Origin of the sequence: Paraburkholderia sp. CNPSo 3076 (genome assembly GCF_026343935.1) — a bacterium.
GTDB classification, from domain to species: Bacteria; Pseudomonadota; Gammaproteobacteria; order Burkholderiales; family Burkholderiaceae; genus Paraburkholderia; species Paraburkholderia nodosa.
This window is the reverse complement of record NZ_JAPMAL010000007.1, coordinates 228,626-249,861: the sequence shown is the minus strand read 5'-3', so window position 1 is coordinate 249,861 and position 21,236 is coordinate 228,626. Positions and strand designations below refer to the sequence as shown.

Below are 21,236 nucleotides of genomic sequence, written 5' to 3'. Positions count from 1 at the left end.
CTACCTATTTGGCTGAAGAAAAGAACAATTCACAAACACATAAAGGCCTAGCACACGGCCTCTTCGAGACATTGCGCCAACGCCCCCTCCCACGCCGGCACGTGCAAGCCAAAAACGTTCGCCAGCTTGTCACAACACAGCCTGGAGTTCGATGGACGACGGGCCGCAGCCGCAAAGCTCTCCGCCTTAATCGGCTGGACGCACGACGCATCATCATTGACCGCCTGGAAGATGGCCCGCGCGAACCCATACCACGACGTCGCGCCTGCGGCCGTGAGGTGATAGACACCGGCACGGCTCGTCCACCAGCTGGCATCGGCATCATTTGCGCAATACCTCGCCGCAATATGCGTCGCGCATGCCGCAATCGTCCGGCTCCATGTCGGCGCGCCGATCTGATCGTCGACCACTGTGATCTCTTTGCGCCCCTCGCGGGCAAACTTCAGCATCGTCAGCATGAAGTTGCGCCCCCTCGCGCCGTACACCCAACTCGTGCGGAAGATGAGGTACTTGCCTCCCACATGCGCGATCGCACGCTCGCCTTCGAGCTTCGTGCGCCCATAGACGTTGAGTGGATTCGGCTCGTCAGTCTCGACGTACGCGTCGGGCTTCGACCCATCGAAAACATAGTCGGTCGAGTAGTGAATCAGCAGCGAACCGAGGTCGTTAGCCTCTTCAGCGAGCACGTACGGCACCTGCGCATTCACGAGGTGCGCCGTCGCGGCGTCGCTCTCGGCCCGATCGACCGCGGTATAGGCAGCCGCGTTCACGATCAGGGCCGGCTTCGTCTCGCGGACGAAATGGCGCACGTCGTCGAGCCGCGTCAGGTCGAGCCGGTTTCGATCGAGCGCCACGATGGTGCCCAGCCCCTGCAACGCGCGCACTGCCTCGTAGCCGACCTGCCCATTCGCACCTGTCACGAGGATCACGGGGCGATCAGGCGTCGCGCGACTCGCATCGCCTCTACGTTGCTCATTCATAGGTCTTCGCCCTCGCGAGCGTCGTCCCGGCCGCGTCCTTCGCCGCCAGCACCGGCTCGCCCTCGATCGGCCATTCGACGCCGATTTCCGTATCGTTCCAGATGATGCTGCGCTCGTGCTCCGGATACCAGTAGTCGGTCGTCTTGTACAGGAACTGCGCGGACTCCGACAACACGAGAAAGCCGTGCGCAAACCCAGGCGGCACCCACAGCTGCCGATGATTGTCGACCGACAGATTCACGCCTATCCACTTGCCAAAACGCGGCGAGCTTTGGCGGATGTCGACCACTACGTCGAACACTTCACCTTCGACCACGCGCACGAGCTTCCCCTGCGCATGTTCGATCTGATAATGCAGCCCGCGCAGCACCCCCCGCGACGAACGCGAGTGGTTGTCCTGCAAGAATTCGACGCCCTTCTCCACGTGCTCGGCGAACTCGCGCGCGTTGAAGCTCTCGTAGAAGAACCCGCGCGCGTCACCAAACACCTTGGGCTCAATGATCTTGACTTCGGGCAGCGCCGTCGCCGTTACCTGGATAGCCATGCAACTTGATGAGTGAGAATGTTCTGGAGGTACTGCCCGTAGCTGTTCTTCGCCAGCGGCTTTGCAAGCTTCAACACCTGCTCCGCATCGATCCACTGCTTGCGATACGCGATCTCCTCGGGACACGCGACCACGAGACCCTGGCGCTTCTGCAGCGTCGCAATGAAGGTCGCCGCCTCGATCAGCGAATCGTGCGTACCGGTATCGAGCCAGGCATACCCACGCCCCATGATCTCGACACTGAGCGCGCCGTCCGCAAGATAGCGCGAATTCACATCGGTGATTTCCAGCTCGCCGCGCGCCGAAGGCTTGATGTCGGACGCGATATCGCACACGCGGTTGTCGTAAAAGTACAGCCCCGTGACCGCATAGTTCGAACGCGGCTTCGCAGGCTTCTCTTCGATCGATACCGCACGGAACGACTGATCGAATTCGACCACGCCATAACGCTCAGGATCGTGCACGTGATAGGCGAACACCGTCGCTCCAGTCTCTTGCGCATTAGCATGCTCGAGCTGCTTTGCGAGATCGTGTCCGTAGAAAATGTTGTCGCCAAGGATCAGCGCCGACGGATCGCTGCCGATGAATTCCTTGCCGATGATGAATGCCTGCGCAAGTCCGTCGGGCGACGGCTGCACGGCGTACTGGATATTCATCCCCCACTGGCTGCCGTCACCGAGCATCGCCTCGAAGCGCGGCGTGTCCTGCGGCGTCGAGATGATCAACACGTCGCGAATGCCCGCCATCATCATCGTCGACAGCGGGTAGTAGATCATCGGTTTGTCGTACACCGGCAGCAGCTGTTTCGACACGACGTGCGTGATCGGATACAGCCGCGTTCCGGAGCCACCCGCGAGAATGATGCCTTTACGTGCCATCGCCTTGTTCCTCACCCGCGCTTCGCATAATTCGTCTCGACCCACTTGCGGTAGTCGCCCGACACCACTTCGTCGACCCAACCCTGATTGTCGAGATACCAGCGCACTGTCTTCGCAAGCCCGGTTTCGAACGTCTCGGCGGGCTTCCAGCCGAGTTCGCGCTCGAGCTTGCCCGCGTCGATCGCGTAACGGCGATCGTGGCCCGGACGATCCGTCACATAGGCAATCTGGTCGCGATACGAGCCGGCCGCCTTCGGGCGCAGCTCGTCGAGCAGGTCGCACAGGGTGTGCACGACTTCGAGATTCTTCTTCTCGTTCCAGCCGCCGATGTTATAGGTCTCGCCAACCTTGCCGCGGGCGAGCACTTCGCGAATCGCGCTGCAATGGTCGCTCACGTAGAGCCAGTCGCGCACGTTCTGGCCGTCGCCGTACACCGGGAGCGGCTTGCCAGCGAGCGCGCTGGCAATCATCAGCGGAATCAGTTTTTCGGGGAACTGGTACGGGCCGTAATTGTTGGAACAATTCGTCGTCAGCGTGGGCAAGCCATACGTGTGATGGTAGGCGCGCACGAGGTGGTCCGAACCCGCCTTGGTTGCCGAGTACGGGCTGTTGGGCGCGTACGGGGTGGTTTCGGAGAATTGCGGGTCGGTTGCCGAAAGCGAGCCAAACACTTCGTCCGTGGAGACGTGCAGGAAACGAAACGCGGCCTTTTCGGCGGCGGGCAGGTCGCTCCAGTACTGACGCGCTGCTTCGAGCAGCGTGAAGGTGCCGACGACATTGGTCTGAACAAAATCGGCCGGACCATGAATCGAGCGATCGACGTGGCTTTCGGCCGCGAAGTGCAACACGGCGCGCGGCTTGTGCTGGGCGAAGAGCGCGTCGAGCGCTGCGCGGTCGCAAATATCCACGCGCGCAAATACGTGCTTCGCATCGTCCCGCAACGATTTCAGCGTCCCGAGATTGCCCGCGTACGTGAGCTTGTCGACATTCAATACGGCTTCGTCCGATTGACTCAGCCAGTCAAGCACAAAGTTGGCGCCGATAAAGCCGGCACCGCCCGTAACCAGAATCATGGAACTCCTTTTATTGCGCGAGTGCGGAAGCAGTTCTGGCGTCAATCTTTGCACCAGACGACTTGAAAGCTAACTGTAGAAATAGCTTTCGTGCGGGAGAAGCGCCCGATCCAGCTGATTCAGCCTTACTACCCCCGCAGATTCTGGTTCTAATTTTATCGATAGAGAATTATAAGGATACCGTGCACGAACGCCACCCCCCTAACATCTTGAAACAGCTTGACAAATTCGTTTGGCATTTTTCGTGCCATGCCGGGGTCGAATCGTTCATCCGCCATGCATTACCCGGTTTCCGCAGCGTCACGCGACAGCACTCATCTTGTGATACCGTCATTGCCTCGCGCCACGCCGTACACCGCCAGCCATCAACCGAATGAAAGAGCAAGCGTCTCATCCATCCCCTCTCGCTTTCGGCGACCTCCAAGGTTGCCTCTCACCATTTCGCGAACTGCTCGCCAAAGCCGCCCCCTCCCCGGACACGCCGCTCTGGTTCGCGGGCGACCTGATCAATCGCGGTCCCGCGTCGCTCGAAACGTTGCGCGAGGTGATCGAACTCGGCGAGCGCGGCGTGGCGGTGCTGGGCAATCACGACCTGCATCTGCTGTCGGTTTCGGCTGGCATCCGCAAGGCGAAGAAAGACGACACCATCGACGACATCCTGAACGCGCCCGACGCCGAAGATCTGCTGCACTGGGTGCGTCATCGCCCGATCGCGCACTACGAGAACGGCATGCTGATGGTGCATGCAGGCGTGTTGCCTCAGTGGGACGTCGATCTCACGATGGAACTTGCGCACGAACTCGAAAAAGCGTTGCGCCGCGACAACTGGCGGGAAACGCTCGCCGGCCTCTATGGCAACCAGCCGAACCGCTGGTCCAAAGACCTGAAGGGTATCGAGCGGCTGCGCGTGACCTGCAGCGCGCTCACGCGCGTGCGTTTTTGCGATAGCGACGGCGTGATGGACTTCTCGACCAGCGGCGGGCTCGACTCCGCGCCGCCGGGCTTCATGCCGTGGTTCGACGTGCCGGGGCGCAAAACGGCTGACACCACCGTGGTGTTCGGCCATTGGGCAGCGCTTGGCCTCACCCTGCGCAAGAACCTGGTCGGGCTCGACTCGGGCTGCGTCTGGGGCGAGCAACTCTCGGCAATCCATCTCGTCGGCGATCCGGGCGAACGCATCCTCACGCAGGTGCCCTGCGAGAGTTGCCGCGCGACGAACGGCTAAAAGCTCCCGGATTCGCGCGAGGCGCACGCCTTCTGGCGTCAAGTCGCCTGCGCCACTCCATGCGCAAGCGCCGCCGCCTCACCACGCATCGTCTCCAGCGCCTGCCCCACCGCCTCCTGCGCACGCGCCGCCAGCTTGCGCCGGTCATCCCCGGCTTCGATCGCCTCGCCAATATAAACGTGAGCGGTCAGCGGCCCGGACTTGAGCATCGCGTCGAGCGACTCTTTGAGCGACACGTCGTCGATATACGCCGGCGCCACCGACTGCCGCCCCTGCGCATCCTCATACAAAATGCACAGCGGCTGCACGGGCCTCCCAGCCGACACCGCCGCCTGGAACATGTTCGAGTGAAACGGCTTGAGCGCGAGGCCATCCGAGGTCGTGCCTTCGGGAAACACGCACATGAGCTCGCCGCGCTCGAGCCGCGCCGCCAGCTCATGCATGATGCGCTTCGCGTCGCTACGCTTCTCGCGCTCGACGAACACCGTGTCGAGATTCTGCGCGAACCAGCCGATCAGCGGCCAGTTGCGGATCTCGGCCTTCGAGACGAACGGCGTGGGACGCCACGCGTTGATCACGTAGATGTCGATCCACGAAATGTGGTTGCTCACGACGAGCGCGCCCGCGTCGAGCCGAGCCGCGTCGTTGTGCACGACAAGCTTCAGGCCGCATAGCTCGAGCATCTTGAGGGACCAGGCGCGGTTCATGGCGTGGCGCTGATCGGCGCTTGCGCGCGGAAAGCGCAGTGCCACGGTGCAGGCGCCGCGCAGCAGATGCGCGAGCAGGCGGGTCTTGCGGATGAAGAGGCTCATGTTTGACGATAGGCTGAATCGCGGAATCCTAGCAGACCTCCATGACATAAATCTGTCATGCGCTTGCAACTCGATCGAATCCGCGCTCGAAACCCACTCGGCCCGCCACGAGCGTTGCGCGTACCACGGCGGGCAGTTCGTAGCCGAGGAACGGCGTGTTGTGTCCCTGACTCTTGAGTGCGCGCGGCTCGACGCGCCAGTGTGCATGGGGATCGAACACGCAGAGGTCCGCGCTCGCGCCCACGGCGAGCCGTCCCGCGTCACGCTGCATCACGGCAGCCGGCGTCGACGTCACATGGGCGAGCGCCTTCGCGAGCGGCACGCGCGCTTCCTGCGCCCATTTCACGGTGAGCGAGAGGAACAGCTCGAGGCCCGTCGCGCCCGGCGTCGCTTCGGCGAACGGCAACAGCTTTTCGTCGTCGTCCACGGGCGTGTGCTGCGAGCAGATCGCGTCGATCGTGCCGTCGGCGAGGCCCGCGCGAATCGCCTCGCGATCGCGTTGCTGGCGTAGCGGCGGGTCGAGCCGGAACTGCGCGTCGAAATAGCCGATGTCCATGTCGATCAGATGCAGATGGTTGGCCGTCACGTCGCAGGTCACGGGCAGGCCCTCGGCCTTCGCGGCGCGCATGAGCGCCACGCCCGCCGCCGACGAAAGATGCTGCGCGTGCACGCGCGCACCCGTCACGCGCATCAGTTCGAAGAGCGTATGCAGCGCGATCGTCTCCGCGCTCACCGGCACGCCGGAGAGGCCGAGGCGCGAAGCCAGCGCACCGCTCGCGGCCACGCCGCCCTTCGAGAGATACGCATCCTGCGGCCGCAACCACACGGCGTAACCATAGGTGCTCGCGTACTGCAATGCGCGCAGCAGGACCTGAGTATCGGCGATCGGCGTGTCGGCCTGCGTGAAGCCGATGCAGCCCGCCTCGGTCAGCGACACCATCTCGGTGATCACCTGCCCTTTCAGGCCCACGGTGAGCGCGCCTACCGGATGCACATGCGCACGCGCGAGTTTGCCCGCACGATGCTTAAGCATCTCGACCAAGCCGGCCTCGTCGAGCACGGGGTCGGTATCGGGCGGGCACACGAGGCTCGTCACGCCGCCCGCGAGCGCCGCGTTCATCTCCGAGTCGAGCGTCGCCTTGTGCTCGTAGCCCGGCTCGCGCAGGCGCGCGCTCAAGTCGACGAGACCGGGCGCGACCATGAGGCCGCGCGCATCGAGCGTGCGGTCCGCCTGGAAGCCCGCAGGCGCCGCGCCAAGCGCCGCGATCTTGCCCGCCTCGATGTACACGTCCTGCTGCTGTTCGGTCCCGGCCGCCGGATCGATCAGCGTGCCACCTTGAATATGGATGTTCATCTGGTGCCTTGTCGTTCTCGCCGCTTCAGTCGTTATTTCCGGCGACAATGCCCATCACCGCCATGCGCACCGCAATGCCAAAGCTCACCTGGTCGAGGATCACCGACTGCGGACCGTCGGCAACCTGCGAGTCGATCTCCACGCCGCGATTCATCGGCCCCGGATGCATGACGATCGCGTCGGGCGCGGCGAGCGCGAGGCGCTCAGGCGTCAAGCCCCAGCTCTTGAAATACTCCTGCGCGGAGGGCAGCAGCGCGCCGCTCATGCGCTCGTTCTGCAGGCGCAGCATGATGATGACGTCGACGCCCTTCAAGCCTTCGTCGAGGTTATGAAACACGCGTACGCCCATCTGCTCGAGACCGCCCGGCAACAGCGTACGCGGGCCGATGGCGCGTACCTCGGGCACGCCGAGCGTGGTGAGCGCGTGGATGTCCGAGCGCGCCACACGCGAATGCAGGATGTCGCCGACGATCGCTACGCGCAGGTTCGTGAAATCGCGCTTGTAGTGGCGGATCGTGTACATGTCGAGCAGGCCTTGCGTCGGGTGCGCGTGGCGGCCGTCGCCGGCGTTGATCACGTGCACGTGCGGCGCGCAGTGCTCGGCGATCAGGTACGGCGCGCCGCTCGACGCATGGCGCACGACGAACATATCGGCGTGCATCGCCGAAAGATTGCCGATGGTGTCGAGCAGCGACTCGCCCTTGCTCGTCGATGAAGCGTTGATGTTCAGGTTGAGCACGTCCGCGGAAAGACGCTTGGCGGCGATCTCGAACGTGGTGCGCGTGCGCGTGGAGTTCTCGAAGAACAGGTTGAACACCGATTTGCCGCGCAACAGCGGCACCTTCTTCACGTCGCGGTCGGTCACGCTCACGAACTGCGTGGCGGTATCGAGAACATGCGTGAGGATCGCGCGCGACAGGCCCTCGATCGACAACAGGTGTTTAAGCTCGCCATTCTTCGTGAGCTGCGGATTGCCCTTGAGGAAGCCATAGCGAAAACGCGTGTCGTCCGCTGGGGACGCGGCGGGCGTGGGCTGTGTGTTCATCGCTTGAATCCTGGATGTGATGGGCGGCGTGCGTGCCTGCGCTTCTGCCGTCGCCGCCCCCGAATGTGTTCGATGCGCGCGTCAGGCGCCGCTGCCCTGCTCAACTTCAAAGGCGAAGCGGCCGTCGGGGTTGTGTGCAAGTACGAGCGTTTCGTGCGCACCGACGCTCACCGCGCCGCCCGTGAAACGCGCGGACACCGGCAACTCGCGCCCGCCGCGCTCGGCGAGCACCGCGAGTTCGACGGAAGCCGGCCGACCGTAGTCGTACAGCTCGTTGAGCGCGGCGCGCAAAGTGCGGCCCGTGTACAGCACGTCGTCGACGAGCAGAATGTGGCGGCCGTCCACCGCGAAGGGCAACGCCGTAGGGCTCGCCGTGCTGTGCAAGCCCTTTTTCGCGTAGTCGTCACGATGCAGCGCAACGTTGAGCACGCCCCATTCGAGCGCCCCGACGTCCTGCGCGAGCCGCTCGGCGATCCACGCACCGCCGCTATGGATGCCGACGATCGCCACGCCGCCGGGCGCGCCGAACGCATCGGCGGGGTACGCCGCGCGGATCTCGTCGAGAAGGGCGCAATACAGCGCTTCAGCGTCGGGAGTAATCATCGGTCAACTCGCGTGCTAGTCAGAGCGGGAGTTCGTCGAGGTACTGCTGGAGAATCACGGAGGCCGCTTCGGCGTCGACATGCTCGACGCGTTCGCCGCGCTCGCGCAGCCGCGCTTCGGCGTCGACAGACGAATAGCGCTCGTCCACCCATACCACCCGCAGACCGAAGCGGCCGTTGAGCTGGTTGCCGAAGCGCTTCGCGTGCTGCGTCATGAAGTGCGGCGTGCCGTCCGGATGGCACGGCAAGCCAACCACGAGCAGGTCGGGCTGCCACTCGCGCAGCAACTCGCCTATCGCTTCGAAACGATAGTCGCGACTCCTGTTGGGAATGACGGTGAGCGCCCTGGCGCTGCGCGTGAGCGCATTGCCGAGCGCCACGCCGATGCGCTTTTCGCCGTAATCGAACGCAAGCAAGGTGGCCTCGCCGGCCCCTCGCCCAGCGGCCACGCTCATGCGTGACCCGCCTCGCCCGACAGCATCGTCGACGAAATGCCGAGCAGCGCGAGCGCTGCCTCGAAACGCTCTTCGGCGGGCACGTCGAACACGATCTTCGGATCGGCCTCGACCGTGAGCCAGCCGTTCTTCGAGATTTCGTCCTCGAGCTGACCCGCGCCCCAGCCGGCATGGCCGAGCGTGAGAAGGAAGCGCTCGGGGCCGCTGCCGTTGGCAACGGCTTCGAGCACGTCCTTCGACGTGGTCATCTCAAGCCCGCCCGGCACCGACATCGAAGACGTATAGCTCGTGCCCTCGGCGGGCGCGTGCAGCACGAAGCCCCGCTCGGTCTGCACCGGGCCGCCGAAATAGACGGGCACGTGCAGGAGCGGCTCGATTTCGAGCTTCAGGTCGATGCGGGAAAAGAGCGCCTCGAGATCGATGTCGGTGGGCCGATTGATGACGAGACCGAGCGCGCCGCGCTCCGAATGATCGCAAAGGTAGACCACCGTTCCTGAAAACGTGGGGTCCGCCATGTTCGGCATGGCGATCAGGAACTGGTTGGTCAGATTGATGCGATCGGTACTCTTGGACATGGTTTGAATTCTAGCAAAGACGATGCGCAATGGCGGCGCGCTGCCAGGCCGGAGGTCGGGCGCCCGATGGCTGCCTCGCACTTTGCCAGCCGCTACGCGTTGCGCATTGCAGGGAATGGCTCACTCTAACACGCGCGCGCTGCGCCCTTGCAAGGCAATGGGCACGTGGCGCAAGGCCAATGCCCGGCGCCTGCGGGGCCAGGCGCACGCCGCTGATCCACCCGCCCGGTACATTCAGTGCGCAATATTTTGCACTGCATTTTGCACCGCCCTTTGCGCCGCGCCGCTGACGATCGCCGCGCCTAGCGCGCGCACAGCGGGCGTCGCGTCAGGCTGCGCGACGCCCGCCGCGACCTTGTGCAGCATGGCGCGCAGCGCCTCGCTGGCGTGCTCGATCGCTTCGGCACCGGGCGGCTGTACCGACGGCGCGCCCCGCGCCTCGAGCGCCGCGAGCGTTGCTGCGTGCGCGGTGCGCCGCCAGGCGAGGCCCAGTGCATCCGCGAGCTGGCCGACGTGCCCGAGACCGAGCGCCCAGGCCGCGGCGCCGATGCGATACGCCGCCTCGGCCGCGACCAGCGCGTCGGCCGCCTCCGCGCCCGCGCCGCGCAACGTCAGCGTGCGCGAGTGCGTGCCGAGCGCGATCATGGCCGCATCGGCGGTCTGCAGAAAATCTTCATACGCGTTGCCGTTCACGACCAGCGCGCCCAGCTCGCGAGTGGGCGCCAGACGCGCCGCGAGCGCGCCGGCCTGCGCGCTGCCGGCTTCCCAGAGCGCCTCCGAGGCTTGCGTCCCGGCAATGTGCCATTCCACGGTCAAGCCGTAGTCGTGTAGCAGATCGACGTCAGCAGTATCTTCCGCGGCGGCCCCGAAGAGCGCGTAGTCGCGCCAGAGCAGCGCCAGCGTCGAGCGCACGAGCGTTTGCGGCGCGAAGCGCAGGCCGCGCGCGTGCTCGCCGATCAGCAGATTGCAGCGCGCGTAAAGCCGCCGCACGCCCTCGTCGCCCCACGACACCACGCCGCGCCGCAGCGCACGTCCGCACGCGGCGGCAAGTCGCCAGAAGTCGTAGGGATCGGGACTCGATAGCTCGGCCATGCAGGCGTCCATTTCGTCGAACGCCGCGAGCGCGAGCGCGTTGGCCGCACGGCTGCCGTTGCCGATTTGCGATTTCAGCGCATGCAGCAGGGCCTGCTCAAAGCGAGCCCGCACCTGGCCGAAGCGCTGCGCCGACTGCGGATGCAGCGAGGCGGGCGCGAGTGGCCGGCCCTGCAACGCCACGTCCTCGTAGGCGAGCGCAACGCCCGGCATGTACTGCGCGAGCGCAGCCACGAGCGCGTGCTGGCGCGCGAAAAGCGCGGGCGAGCACGCCAGCTCGCGCAGATTGCGGCGCTCGAGCGCGCCGACGAGCTCTTCGAGCGCCTCGCTGAACAAGGCGCGGATTTCCGCGCCCTGCGCATCCTCGGGAGCATGGAGCGGCCGCGCGGGCAAGCCCGGCGGCGGTGCTACGGGCACCGGCGCGGCGAGCGCGAGCGGAGAAGCGAGGAGCAGCGTATCGGCAAAGCGCGCCGCGGCAAGCCAGCCGGCATCGTGCAGCGTGCGGGCAGCCTGGCGCAGCGGCCGGGCCACGTCACGCTGCTCTTCGAGCGCGACGAGCGCCTGGGCGAGCGCGCCATGCGCGAACGGCACCGTGCCGCCGCGCGGATTCGGCAACGCTTCGAACCACACATCAGAGCTTGAAGGATGACTCATAGGGCAGCGCCGAAAACATTAGCGGGCCGACCAGGCGGGCAATCTCGACAGCAGCGTCGACGTTAGCGTCGACAACCGCGACGGCAAGCGCAAATACGGTGCCCGCCGTCGCGACACCGCACTCCGCACCCGCCACACTTCTGGAATCTGCAGCCAGACTGCGCGCCGGCTATCGCCAGCTACCTGAGCAACGCGCTCAGATCTGGACCATCTCGAAGTCTTCCTTGCGCGCGCCGCACTCAGGACAGGTCCAGTTGATCGGGACATCCTCCCAGCGCGTGCCGGGGGCAATGCCTTCGTCTGGCAAACCGGCTTCTTCGTCGTAAATCCAGCCGCAGATCAGGCACATCCAGCTTCTATATTCCATTCTTATGCCGCGTCGAAAAGTCCGAAACCAGTCGGAAAAAAAATCGGGGAAACGAGAGCCATGATGGTACCTTGTTGCCGTTTCCATGCCTAGCAAGAGGAAATCTGGCCTGCACGGGATCAAACAGAATGCGTTGCCGCGAGCGGCTCGTGCAGCGCGGAAAAATCGTCGCACGCGCCGGCGTCATCCGTCCCCCGGATTCATCGATAAGCCGCATAATTGAAGCACTCTCTTATGACGGCGCGGTACGCCGCGCCCGAAGTCCAATCCATCTCGCCACGTTCATGCCCAGCGACACCCCTCCCATCGTCCTCACCTTCGGCCTTTCCGACCCGACCGGCGGCGGCGGACTGCAAGCCGACCTGCTCACGCTCGCCAGCATGGGTTGCCACGGCGTCACCGCGCTGACCGGCTACACGGTGCGCGACTCCGCGGGCTGCGATGAAGTGACCGGCCTCGATCCGGAAACCGTCGCCACCCAGGCGCGCATGCTGCTCGAAGACATGCCAATCGCGGCGTTCAAGGTCGGCGCGTGCGCGCGCGCCGAGGTCGTGAGCGCGATCGCCGAAGTGGTCGCCGACTACGACGACTTGGCGCTCATCCTCGCCCCCGACTTCACGCTCGACGACGAGCACGTGCTCGCCGCCGACGAGCTGCGCGAAGCCATGGCCGACCTGCTCGTGCCGCAAACCACGCTGCTCGTGGCTGACTCCGCCACGCTGATCGCGCTCGCGCAGCCGGATGGCGACGCCGAGGCGCCCAGTGTCGACGCGGCCATTGCACACCTGCTCGCCATGGGCTGCGAGTTCATCCTGGCGATGGAAACGGGCACGCATCGCGTGGTCAACACGCTGTATTGCGAAGATGGCCAGTTGCGCCAGGACCTGTGGGACCGCTCCACGCAGCCGATGATGGGCCTGACCGACACGCTCGGCGCCGCCATCGCCGCGCTGCTTGCCAATGGGCAGGAACCGCCCGAGGCCGTGCGCGAGGCGCAGGAATATGTGTATCAGGCCGTGCAGAACGCGTTCAGGCCTGGAATGGGCGCCTGGTTGCCCGACCGGTTCTTCTGGGCGCGCAGCAACGACACGGACGCGGATGAAGCATCTCCGGGCGAAGCGAAGCAATAAAACTACGACTTGGCCTTCTACCCGGAGGCCAAGCGTGCAAACCGCCCGGACGAAAAAAAGCCCGCATCGCTGCGGGCTTTTTTCTTTTCGGGCGAGGGAAACACCCCTCACGGGGCGTTCCCTGCACGGCGATGTAATTTCGGCGCGAGCCTTGGCTCTGCCTGGGACCGGAGTAGGAGCTTTGCATGGGACCAAAGTAAGCGCTGAAGCGCTAACTCTGGTCGACAGCTAAAGCGCCAACTCCGGATCGCATTACATGTCCATGCCCATGCCGCCCATGCCGCCGGGCATGCCGCCGGCCATCGGAGCATCTTCCTTCGGCACTTCAGCAACAGCAGCGTCCGTCGTCAGGAGCAGGCCAGCAACCGAAGCTGCGTTTTGCAGTGCGGTGCGCGTGACCTTGGTCGGGTCGACCACGCCGGCTTCAACCAGGTCGCCGTACTCGCCGGTCGCTGCGTTGTAGCCGTAGTTGCCGTTGCCAGCTGCAACCGCTGCCACGACCACCGACGCTTCTTCGCCGCCGTTCGTGACGATCTGGCGCAGCGGCTCTTCCATGGCGCGCAGGACGATCTTGATACCGGCGTCCTGGTCTGCATTGGCGCCCTTCACGCTGGCAATTGCCGTGCGTGCACGGATCAGCGCAACGCCGCCGCCCGGGACGATGCCTTCTTCAACGGCAGCGCGGGTTGCGTGCAGCGCGTCTTCCACGCGTGCCTTCTTTTCCTTCATTTCGATTTCGGTCGCAGCGCCAACCTTGATCACTGCAACACCGCCTGCCAGCTTGGCAACGCGTTCTTGCAGCTTTTCACGGTCGTAGTCCGAGGTCGCTTCTTCGATTTGCGTGCGGATTTGCTTCACGCGCGCTTCGATGTTCGCGCCTTCGCCAGCGCCGTCGATGATCGTCGTGTTTTCCTTGCCCACTTCGATGCGCTTGGCTTGACCGAGTTCGGCCAGCGTTGCCTTTTCGAGCGTGAGGCCGGTTTCTTCCGCGATGACTTGACCGCCGGTCAGGATCGCGATGTCTTCCAGCATGGCCTTGCGACGGTCGCCGAAGCCCGGAGCCTTGACAGCAACAGTCTTCAGGATGCCGCGGATGTTGTTGACGACCAGCGTGGCGAGGGCTTCGCCTTCGACGTCTTCAGCGATGATCAGCAGCGGACGGCCAGCCTTCGCGACTTGTTCCAGAACCGGCAGCAGATCACGGATGTTCGAGATCTTCTTGTCGAACAGCAGGACGAACGGGCTTTCCAGCACGGCGACTTGCTTGTCCGGGTTGTTGATGAAGTACGGCGAGAGGTAGCCGCGGTCGAACTGCATACCTTCGACAACTTCCAGCTCGTCTTGCAGCGACTTGCCGTCTTCGACGGTGATGACGCCTTCCTTGCCAACCTTGTCCATCGCTTCAGCGATACGGTCGCCGATCGACGTGTCGCTGTTTGCCGAGATCGAGCCGACTTGCGCGATTTCCTTGTTGGTCGTGCAGGGCTTGCTGACCTTGCGCAGCTCTTCGATCGCTGCTGCGACAGCCTTGTCGATGCCGCGCTTCAGGTCCATCGGGTTCATGCCCGATGCGACGTACTTCATGCCTTCGCGGACGATCGACTGGGCCAGAACCGTAGCCGTCGTCGTGCCGTCACCGGCGTTGTCGCTGGTCTTGGAAGCCACTTCCTTGACCATTTGCGCGCCCATGTTCTGGAGCTTGTCCTTGAGCTCGATTTCCTTTGCGACCGAGACACCGTCCTTGGTGACCGTCGGGCCGCCGAACGAGCGCTCGAGCACCACGTTGCGGCCCTTCGGACCCAGCGTGACCTTCACTGCGTTGGCGAGAATGTTCACGCCTTCAACCATCTTGGAACGGGCGGAATCGCCGAACACGACGTCTTTAGCTGCCATCTTCTAACTCCTTGAATTCTTGAATAGTGAGCGGTGGAATGAACTTACTTGTTCACCACGGCCATGATGTCTTCTTCACGCATCACGAGCAGTTCGTTGCCATCGACCTTGACGGTCTGGCCAGCGTACTTGCCGAACAGGACGCGATCGCCGACCTTCACGTCGAGCGCGATCAGGGCGCCCTTGTCGTCGCGCTTGCCCGGGCCGATGGCCAGGACTTCGCCTTGATCCGGCTTTTCTGCCGCTGCGTCCGGGATCACGATGCCCGAAGCGGTCTTGGTTTCTTGATCCAGGCGCTTGACGATCACGCGATCATGCAAAGGACGAAGGTTCATGGATTTCCTCTGTTGATTGGGACTTGAAGAGACTCAAGAAAACCTGGCTGCCGGTAACCGCCAGCCAGAGATGTTGTTAGCACCAGAGTTGTTAGCACTCTCATGCGGTGAGTGCTAATTATATGGACGAGGAGTGACAAATTCAAGAAGGGCGGAATGGGAAGTCGCCGTTGAGGTGGGAACCACTCTTTGTCAATCCAATTTGAACTATCGGGCGCCCGAAATTTGAGTGCCGCGCCATAATATTTTCCAGTTAAAACAATGACATAGCATGCCATCCGACTTGGGAAGACAAGGGGGTGCCTGGGTCTGGAAGTGGAGGCGCGCTCTCGCGTGTCGAGCCATCTGAGACGCCTCTCGGGGAAATCCCCAACCCCGTGCCGAGGACTGGGCCAACCAACCAAAGGGAATTGTTACCACGCCAATGCGCGCACGTGCTCAACAATACGACGCATATCCATAGAGTAGTATTATCGATCCATGTTTTGTCATGCGCTAACACTATTGCGCGGAGCACAAGCCGCGGGCACGCGCATTCGCCGGTAGTCGGTCCGACCGGCCTCGTTGCCAAAACCACCGCGTGCCCAGTTTCTTAAGGTCGGTCGGATTCAGGGCTTCGCCGACTCCGTCGGGCGCCAGCTCACCCGTGCTTTTCGACGTGCGCCAGCGGCGCTGGCTTTGAGGCCAGCGGCAACGCATATGTGCGGTAAGCAACACTGGTAATTAACGTATGAACGGACAATCCCTCATATGATCCTTCAAGCGGCTGCGTCCGGTCAGGCACCGCCGCTTTCCTGCGCATGCAGATCGTGGGTTCCGCGAGGCCTCGCCGATCGCTTCAACGACGATCCTGAACATGCCGAAATGGCGTCGCCATGACGGTGGAACGACAGCATGTCCGCTCAGATTGCTCGTGACCAGAGTTTCCCCACACCATGCAAGCTCTGTGGGGGAGTGCTCTACCAGCAGATCGATTCCTGCCCTTACTGCGGCGCGGATCGTCCGCTGGATACCGCTGCGCGCGTGCATCCGAAAGCCGCGTCAAGAGCCCATGGCCCTATGGCAGTGCCTATGCCTGCCGTCGCGAAGCTATCGCCGGCCGGTGCGTCCGCATCCAATCGCCCATCGGTGCACGCCGACTATCTCCACCACTATGAGCTCGAGTATCGGCGGCTGCTCAGGCACACGGGTCGCCAGCGCTTCACGAAGGGGCTTTTACTCGTCTCGCTCATTCTCGCGATCGCGTGTGCCGCGTTTGTGCTGTTCGGCGAACGGCACAAGCAGGAGGGGCCCCGCGAAGCTCGTAGCACCACGTACTCGACGGACGGTTCAGTCCCGCCCTACTCGCCTCATCAACAGACTAACGTGATGCCCCCGGCTGCCGACACGGGGCCGCAGTTCGCCGCGCCGAAACCGGGCGCAATTCCGCACTTCAAAGACGCGCAGGACATTGCAGCGCGCGCGCAACGCCGCGACGACACGCTGCAAAGCGCAGACCGATGCGCGACGCAACGTGCCTGGGCCTGCGTGCAGCAACAGGCATCGGAGGCGCTCGCGATTGATCCGGGCAGCCTGCACGCGCGATCGTTAATGGAGCGCGCCATTCTGGCGACGGGTTGGTCGCCGCTCCGTTCGCCGAGGGGCGCAGCGCAAATGGATGCGGCGGTGCCACTGCCGCGCGATGCGCGCACCGTACCGTTGCCGTCGTCGCAAGACTGGGCCGCGGCCACCCCGTCAGCATCGAAAGACCCACCCGCATCCGCGCCGCCTCCCCCGCTGCCGGGCGCGACCAACTCTCCAGCGACCGTGAATCCAACGGACCTCGGCGATGCGAATGCGAGCGCCACGGCGTCCGCTGCGGACGAATCCGCCAGCACGGGCGCGCCGGGTCCGCCCAGCAACGACAACGGCGCCGATGCACAGGAACGCGCAATTCTCCAACTCGGTTGGAAGCACGCCGCCCCCTCCGAAGCCACACATTGAAAACGATTCCATGAAATGGGGAACCGCCGTTCATCACTTCCAACGTGGGCGAAAAATCATGCTGAAAATGACCCTCGCGGCACTGGCAGGACTGGTCGCCCTGCTTTTTGCGCCGCTCGCCGTCTCCGCCGCTGCAGACGCGAACTACAAAATCGTAACCGGCCCGGAGCGCGGGACGTACATTCAGATCGGCCAGGACCTGGCGAAATGGGTCGCGCAGCCGGCGGGCATCGACCTCGCAGTGATCCCATCGAAAGGCTCGGCGGAAAACGTGCAGCGCATGCGGTTCGAGCCCGGCGTGAAGCTCGCGCTCGTGCAGTCCGACGTCTACCAGGCCTACGTCGACATGGCCAATTCCGGCAACGAGGAGGCCGGCACGCTGATACGGCCGCTGCGACTCATCATGCCGCTCTATGACGAAGAGATTTACTTCGTGGTGCGTAGCGACTCACCGATGAAGACGATCAACGAGATCAAGGACAAGGTGATCAGCGTCGGCCTGATCGGCAGCGGCACCGCGCAGTCGGCGACGACGCTGTACCGCCTCATGTTCGGCCAGCCGATTCCCGAGCAGAACGCGCAGCATCTGAGCAACGAAGATGCGCTGGCCGCACTCATCGTCAAGAAGATCGATGTGGCGATCATCGTCGCCGGGCAGCCCGCCAAGCTCTTTACCGACATGAACCCCGAGCTGCTGCAGCAGATCCGCTTCCTGCGCGTCGATCCGAACGCGCCAGAGACGGCTCGCGCTAAGCAGACCTACTATCCCGCGACGATCCACGTGTCGAGCTACCCGAACTGGCTCAAAGAAGACGTGCCGACGTGGACGGTCAAGGCCTTTCTCGTCACCTATGACTACAACCTGCGCGATACGGTCGGCAACCTGAGACGTTTTGCTGATTCGCTGTGCGAGAACTTCACCAACCTGCAGGAGCACGGCCATCCGAAGTGGAAGCAGGTGAAGCTCGAACTGCCGGGCCTCGGCAAAGGCTGGCAATACTATCCGCCCGTTGAGCGACGTCTGAAGGCCTGTTTCGCGCATCGCACCGCGATGCAGGCGGCCGCGCCGCAACGCGCAGCCGCCGCGGAACAAGTCAATGCACGACCGTGCTCGGACCAGGAGCGCCTGCTGCTACTTTGCAGCAAGTGATTCGACACGAACGGGTATCCAGTAGCACGTGGCGAATCGCGCGACGAACATATGCCTGAAGTGCAATCGAGAGTGCCCTTGTGTCGGCACTCACCCGAGAAAAGACGCAAATGCACGCTTAACGCAGAATATCGGCCAGTTATGCGAATGACATAAACCAACCGCATGTCGGTGTACACGCCAGCAAATCCCCCGATGCTGGCCCCGGCCAAACATGATCGCAATCGTCTGTATCCCGACAAAGGGCAGGCTTGTTCCGCCATGTAAAGCAGCGCCGCTCACGGATGCGATAGAAATACACGGCTCGGACCACGAGGTCGCCCGGCAGTTCGCTCGCCTCGGATTCGGCGACGCTACGCGTCGCTTTTCCTGAGGGACGTATCCCGATCAAATGCAGAGCCTGTGATCCAGAATGCTGCCGGCAAGGCAGAGTTCGTGTGCCAGAAGGCGGACTTTGTGTTCCGGCGAACGGTAATCCCGGCGCAGCCTCCCTAATATGCGCCTACTGTTAATTCATTAACCCGCGATCGCATGTCATGAGCGTCTCGAAGCTCAGTTCCTGGGGCCACTACCCGTACGCACCGCAAACCGGCCGCGAGCCCGGTTGGCGGGAAAACGCGCAGACCGCGCTCCGCGATGCCGGCAATCGCTTCGGTACGACATTGCCGTTCGGCAATGGGCGCAGCTATGGCGACAGTTGTCTTGCCGCCACCGACCACGTCCTCATGCTTCGCGGTCTCGACCGCTTCATTGCCGCGGATTGGAAAGCCGGCGTCATTCGTGCTGAAGCGGGCGTCACGCTCGGCGACGTGCTTACGCTTGCGGTGCCGCGCGGCTGGATGTTGCCTGTCACGCCCGGTACGCAATTCGTAACGCTCGGCGGCGCGGTTGCCAACGACGTGCACGGTAAAAACCACCACGTGCGCGGCACCTTCGGACGACATGTGCGTCGCTTTTCGCTGCTGCGCTCCGATTGCGAGCCACTTGAATGCGCACCCGAAGAAAACGCGGAGTTCTATCGCGCAACGATCGGCGGCCTCGGCCTGACAGGAATCGTCGAATGGGTCGAGCTGCAACTGATGCCTGTCGAGTCGAGCCGCCTGGCCACCCACACGAGTCCCTTCGGCAATCTCGATGAGTTTCTTGCGCTGTCGAACGAGTGCGACGCGAAGCACGAGTACGGCGTAGCGTGGATCGACTGTTTAGGGCGCGGCGCCTCACTTGGGCGCGGCATCTATGTCAGCGCCGACCATGCGACCGACCGCTGCTTCGACATGCCGCACCGGCCCGTGCGGCGCGTGCCGTTCGCCCCGCCGTGGTCCCCCGTGAACCGCTACACGCTGAAGCTCTTTAACGAGTTCTACTACCGTCGGGCGGCGAGCAAGGCAGGGCCCGCCGTGGTCAACTGCGCGAGTTACTTCTATCCACTCGACAGCATCGGGGAATGGAACCGCCTGTACGGGCGACGCGGCTTTCAGCAGTATCAATTCGTCGTGCCTGATGACACGGCCCGCGACGCTTTGCACGCGTTCCTCGACGCGATCGCCTCGACCCACGCGGGCTCATTCCTCGCGGTGCTCAAGCGCTGTGGTCCGCTCGTCTCTCCAGGGCTGCTCTCGTTCCCGATGCAGGGAATCTCGCTCGCCCTCGACTTTCCCCAGCATGACACGCGCAACGCGACGCTTTTCGCGCGACTCGACGCGATCGTGCGCGAAGCGGGCGGCCGCCAATATCCGGCCAAGGATGCCCACATGACTGGTGCGGATTTTCGTGCCGCCTATCCCGCATGGCAGGCCCTCGAACAACTGCGCGACCCGGCCTTGATGTCGCGCTTCTGGCAACGGACAACCCGGTAATGGACAAGAACATTCTGATCGTGGGCGGCTCCTCCGCCATCGCCGTGGCGTGTGCTCGAGAATGGATCAAACGTGGGGCGAACTTCATGCTGGCCGGGCGCCACGCGACGCGTCTCGACGCGGTCGCTCAGGACCTGCGCGTACGCGGTGCTGGCCGAGTCGGCACGTTCGTGCTCGACGTGAACGATTTCGAACAGCACCGCCCCATGCTCGACGCCGCCATGACAGAGCTTGGCCGCATCGACATCGTTCTACTCGCGCACGGCACCCTCTCCGACCAGTCGGAGTGCGAACGCGACCCACAGGCTGCGGTGCGCGAGATCACCGTCAACGCCCTCTCGACGATCGCCTTGCTCACTCTGCTGGCCACCGTGTTCGAGGAACAGAAGAGCGGTTCAATCGCCGTCATCTCGTCGGTAGCAGGCGACCGCGGGCGCCCTTCGAACTATGTCTACGGCACCGCCAAGGCGGCGGTGACGACCTTCTGCGAAGGGCTGCGCGCGCGGCTCTTCAAGTCGAACGTGAAGGTCCTGACGATCAAGCCGGGTTTTGTGAACACGCCAATGACAGCCGGACTCGCGCTGCCGGGCCCGCTCGTCGCCTCGCCCGAACGCGTGGCGACAGACATCGTTCGCGCCGTGGAGCGCGGCAAGGATTCGATCTACACGCCGTGGTTCTGGGCAGAAATCATGCTCGTGATCCGCTCGCTGCCTGGTTTCGTATTCAAGAGGATTTCCCTATGAGCAGCCCGGCGGCCAGCATGACGCTCAGCCGCTCGCGGCTCGTGTTCTGGTATGCGGCGTTCGCCGCCATTTCGATCGGCGCGAATTTAGGCAGCCAGAGCCTCGCGTTCCACCTGTACCAGGGCCTGTATGCAGTTGCAATTTCGGTCTGCATCGGAACAGGCGTCGGGCTGGTCGTCAAATACCTGCTCGACAAGGCGTGGATATTCCGCTACGAGCACCGCAGCGTTGCGCACGGTGTGCGCACGTTCGCACTGTACGTTGCTATGGGACTCGGCACGACAGTCGTTTTCTGGGCGGTGGAATTCGCCGCGGATGCGCTCTTTCACGAGGAAATCGCGCGCCTGGCTGGTGGCGCACTCGGTCTGGTGATCGGCTATGTCACGAAATACCACCTCGACAAACGCTTCGTTTTTTCCTGACCACGTGTGCGTTGCAGCACAGAGGCTCTACGCCGCCGTAGCTACGATGCGTTCCCGGATCGCGGACT

General features: G+C 63.7%; 21 protein-coding genes. 7 read left to right on the top strand and 14 right to left on the bottom strand.

The genetic code is table 11. The features are described 5' to 3' along the window. Nucleotides 1-47 precede the first annotated feature (47 nt). From rfbD to rfbB, 4 genes are read right to left on the bottom strand one after another with little or no spacing between them, the layout of a single operon-like run. The gene (gene rfbD / locus M3A49_RS10725) at nucleotides 48-980 is read right to left on the bottom strand and encodes a dTDP-4-dehydrorhamnose reductase (protein WP_266228652.1); all 933 of its coding nucleotides are present in this window, start codon (nucleotides 978-980) and stop codon (nucleotides 48-50) included. Beyond that, nucleotides 973-1,524 carry a dTDP-4-dehydrorhamnose 3,5-epimerase gene (rfbC, locus tag M3A49_RS10720; RefSeq protein ID WP_266228651.1) on the bottom strand — a complete coding sequence of 184 codons (552 nt, stop codon included), beginning with the start codon at nucleotides 1,522-1,524 and terminating at the stop codon, nucleotides 973-975. Before rfbC ends, rfbD begins: the two co-directional genes overlap by 8 nt. Beyond that, the gene (gene rfbA / locus M3A49_RS10715; RefSeq protein ID WP_266228650.1) at nucleotides 1,509-2,402 is read right to left on the bottom strand and encodes a glucose-1-phosphate thymidylyltransferase RfbA; all 894 of its coding nucleotides are present in this window, start codon (nucleotides 2,400-2,402) and stop codon (nucleotides 1,509-1,511) included. The genes rfbC and rfbA overlap by 16 nt, the downstream gene beginning before the upstream one ends. Before the next feature lie 11 nt (nucleotides 2,403-2,413). Further along, entirely contained in the window at nucleotides 2,414-3,475 is a 1,062-nt protein-coding gene (gene rfbB / locus M3A49_RS10710; RefSeq protein ID WP_266228649.1) for a dTDP-glucose 4,6-dehydratase, read from the bottom strand. Between the two features lie 373 nt (nucleotides 3,476-3,848). Here rfbB and M3A49_RS10705 point away from each other — a divergent pair, with 373 nt between their 5' ends. After that, nucleotides 3,849-4,700, top strand: coding sequence for a symmetrical bis(5'-nucleosyl)-tetraphosphatase (locus M3A49_RS10705; protein WP_266228648.1), 852 nt, complete (start codon nucleotides 3,849-3,851; stop codon nucleotides 4,698-4,700). A gap of 38 nt (nucleotides 4,701-4,738) precedes the next feature. Here the strand turns inward: M3A49_RS10705 and M3A49_RS10700 are convergent, their stop codons facing one another. The 8 genes from M3A49_RS10700 to M3A49_RS10665 form a co-directional block, all read right to left on the bottom strand. Next, the gene (locus tag M3A49_RS10700; RefSeq protein WP_266228647.1) at nucleotides 4,739-5,512 is read right to left on the bottom strand and encodes a lysophospholipid acyltransferase family protein; all 774 of its coding nucleotides are present in this window, start codon (nucleotides 5,510-5,512) and stop codon (nucleotides 4,739-4,741) included. A gap of 55 nt (nucleotides 5,513-5,567) precedes the next feature. Continuing rightward, on the bottom strand, nucleotides 5,568-6,866 hold the full coding sequence (locus tag M3A49_RS10695; protein ID WP_266228646.1) for a dihydroorotase: 1,299 nt from the start codon (nucleotides 6,864-6,866) through the stop codon (nucleotides 5,568-5,570). A 25-nt stretch (nucleotides 6,867-6,891) separates the two neighbouring features. After that, a complete protein-coding gene (locus M3A49_RS10690) occupies nucleotides 6,892-7,911 on the bottom strand; it encodes an aspartate carbamoyltransferase catalytic subunit (RefSeq protein ID WP_254356338.1) in 1,020 nt (339 codons plus the stop codon). Nucleotides 7,912-7,992: 81 nt separating this feature from the next. Continuing rightward, nucleotides 7,993-8,514 (bottom strand): bifunctional pyr operon transcriptional regulator/uracil phosphoribosyltransferase PyrR, encoded by a 522-nt coding sequence (pyrR, locus tag M3A49_RS10685; RefSeq protein ID WP_266228645.1) that lies wholly within the window; start codon nucleotides 8,512-8,514, stop codon nucleotides 7,993-7,995. Nucleotides 8,515-8,533: 19 nt separating this feature from the next. Beyond that, nucleotides 8,534-8,968, bottom strand: a complete 435-nt coding sequence (gene ruvX / locus M3A49_RS10680) for a Holliday junction resolvase RuvX (RefSeq protein ID WP_266228644.1) — start codon at nucleotides 8,966-8,968, stop codon at nucleotides 8,534-8,536. Further along, nucleotides 8,965-9,543, bottom strand: coding sequence for a YqgE/AlgH family protein (locus M3A49_RS10675; RefSeq protein WP_028202127.1), 579 nt, complete (start codon nucleotides 9,541-9,543; stop codon nucleotides 8,965-8,967). The genes ruvX and M3A49_RS10675 overlap by 4 nt, the downstream gene beginning before the upstream one ends. A gap of 234 nt (nucleotides 9,544-9,777) precedes the next feature. Continuing rightward, complete coding sequence (locus M3A49_RS10670) at nucleotides 9,778-11,289, bottom strand: hypothetical protein (protein WP_266228643.1); 1,512 nt, start codon at nucleotides 11,287-11,289, stop codon at nucleotides 9,778-9,780. Nucleotides 11,290-11,485: 196 nt separating this feature from the next. Next, the gene (locus tag M3A49_RS10665; protein WP_008342674.1) at nucleotides 11,486-11,656 is read right to left on the bottom strand and encodes a rubredoxin; all 171 of its coding nucleotides are present in this window, start codon (nucleotides 11,654-11,656) and stop codon (nucleotides 11,486-11,488) included. Nucleotides 11,657-11,940: 284 nt separating this feature from the next. On the opposite strand from M3A49_RS10665, the gene M3A49_RS10660 reads away from it, so the two are divergent. Beyond that, a complete protein-coding gene (locus M3A49_RS10660) occupies nucleotides 11,941-12,786 on the top strand; it encodes a hydroxymethylpyrimidine/phosphomethylpyrimidine kinase (RefSeq protein WP_266228642.1) in 846 nt (281 codons plus the stop codon). A 252-nt stretch (nucleotides 12,787-13,038) separates the two neighbouring features. Here the strand turns inward: M3A49_RS10660 and groL are convergent, their stop codons facing one another. Further along, complete coding sequence (gene groL, locus M3A49_RS10655; RefSeq protein WP_254356342.1) at nucleotides 13,039-14,679, bottom strand: chaperonin GroEL; 1,641 nt, start codon at nucleotides 14,677-14,679, stop codon at nucleotides 13,039-13,041. Between the two features lie 44 nt (nucleotides 14,680-14,723). Further along, entirely contained in the window at nucleotides 14,724-15,014 is a 291-nt protein-coding gene (gene groES / locus M3A49_RS10650; protein ID WP_028202123.1) for a co-chaperone GroES, read from the bottom strand. Nucleotides 15,015-15,908: 894 nt separating this feature from the next. On the opposite strand from groES, the gene M3A49_RS10645 reads away from it, so the two are divergent. From M3A49_RS10645 to M3A49_RS10625, 5 genes are all read left to right on the top strand, one after another. Beyond that, entirely contained in the window at nucleotides 15,909-16,997 is a 1,089-nt protein-coding gene (locus M3A49_RS10645; protein WP_266228641.1) for a hypothetical protein, read from the top strand. A 58-nt stretch (nucleotides 16,998-17,055) separates the two neighbouring features. Beyond that, nucleotides 17,056-18,147 carry a TAXI family TRAP transporter solute-binding subunit gene (locus tag M3A49_RS10640; RefSeq protein WP_266228640.1) on the top strand — a complete coding sequence of 364 codons (1,092 nt, stop codon included), beginning with the start codon at nucleotides 17,056-17,058 and terminating at the stop codon, nucleotides 18,145-18,147. Between the two features lie 536 nt (nucleotides 18,148-18,683). Continuing rightward, nucleotides 18,684-20,003 (top strand): FAD-binding oxidoreductase, encoded by a 1,320-nt coding sequence (locus M3A49_RS10635; RefSeq protein WP_266228639.1) that lies wholly within the window; start codon nucleotides 18,684-18,686, stop codon nucleotides 20,001-20,003. Continuing rightward, complete coding sequence (locus M3A49_RS10630; protein ID WP_266228638.1) at nucleotides 20,003-20,746, top strand: SDR family oxidoreductase; 744 nt, start codon at nucleotides 20,003-20,005, stop codon at nucleotides 20,744-20,746. Before M3A49_RS10635 ends, M3A49_RS10630 begins: the two co-directional genes overlap by 1 nt. Further along, nucleotides 20,743-21,168, top strand: a complete 426-nt coding sequence (locus M3A49_RS10625; protein ID WP_266228637.1) for a GtrA family protein — start codon at nucleotides 20,743-20,745, stop codon at nucleotides 21,166-21,168. Before M3A49_RS10630 ends, M3A49_RS10625 begins: the two co-directional genes overlap by 4 nt. Nucleotides 21,169-21,236 lie beyond the last annotated feature (68 nt).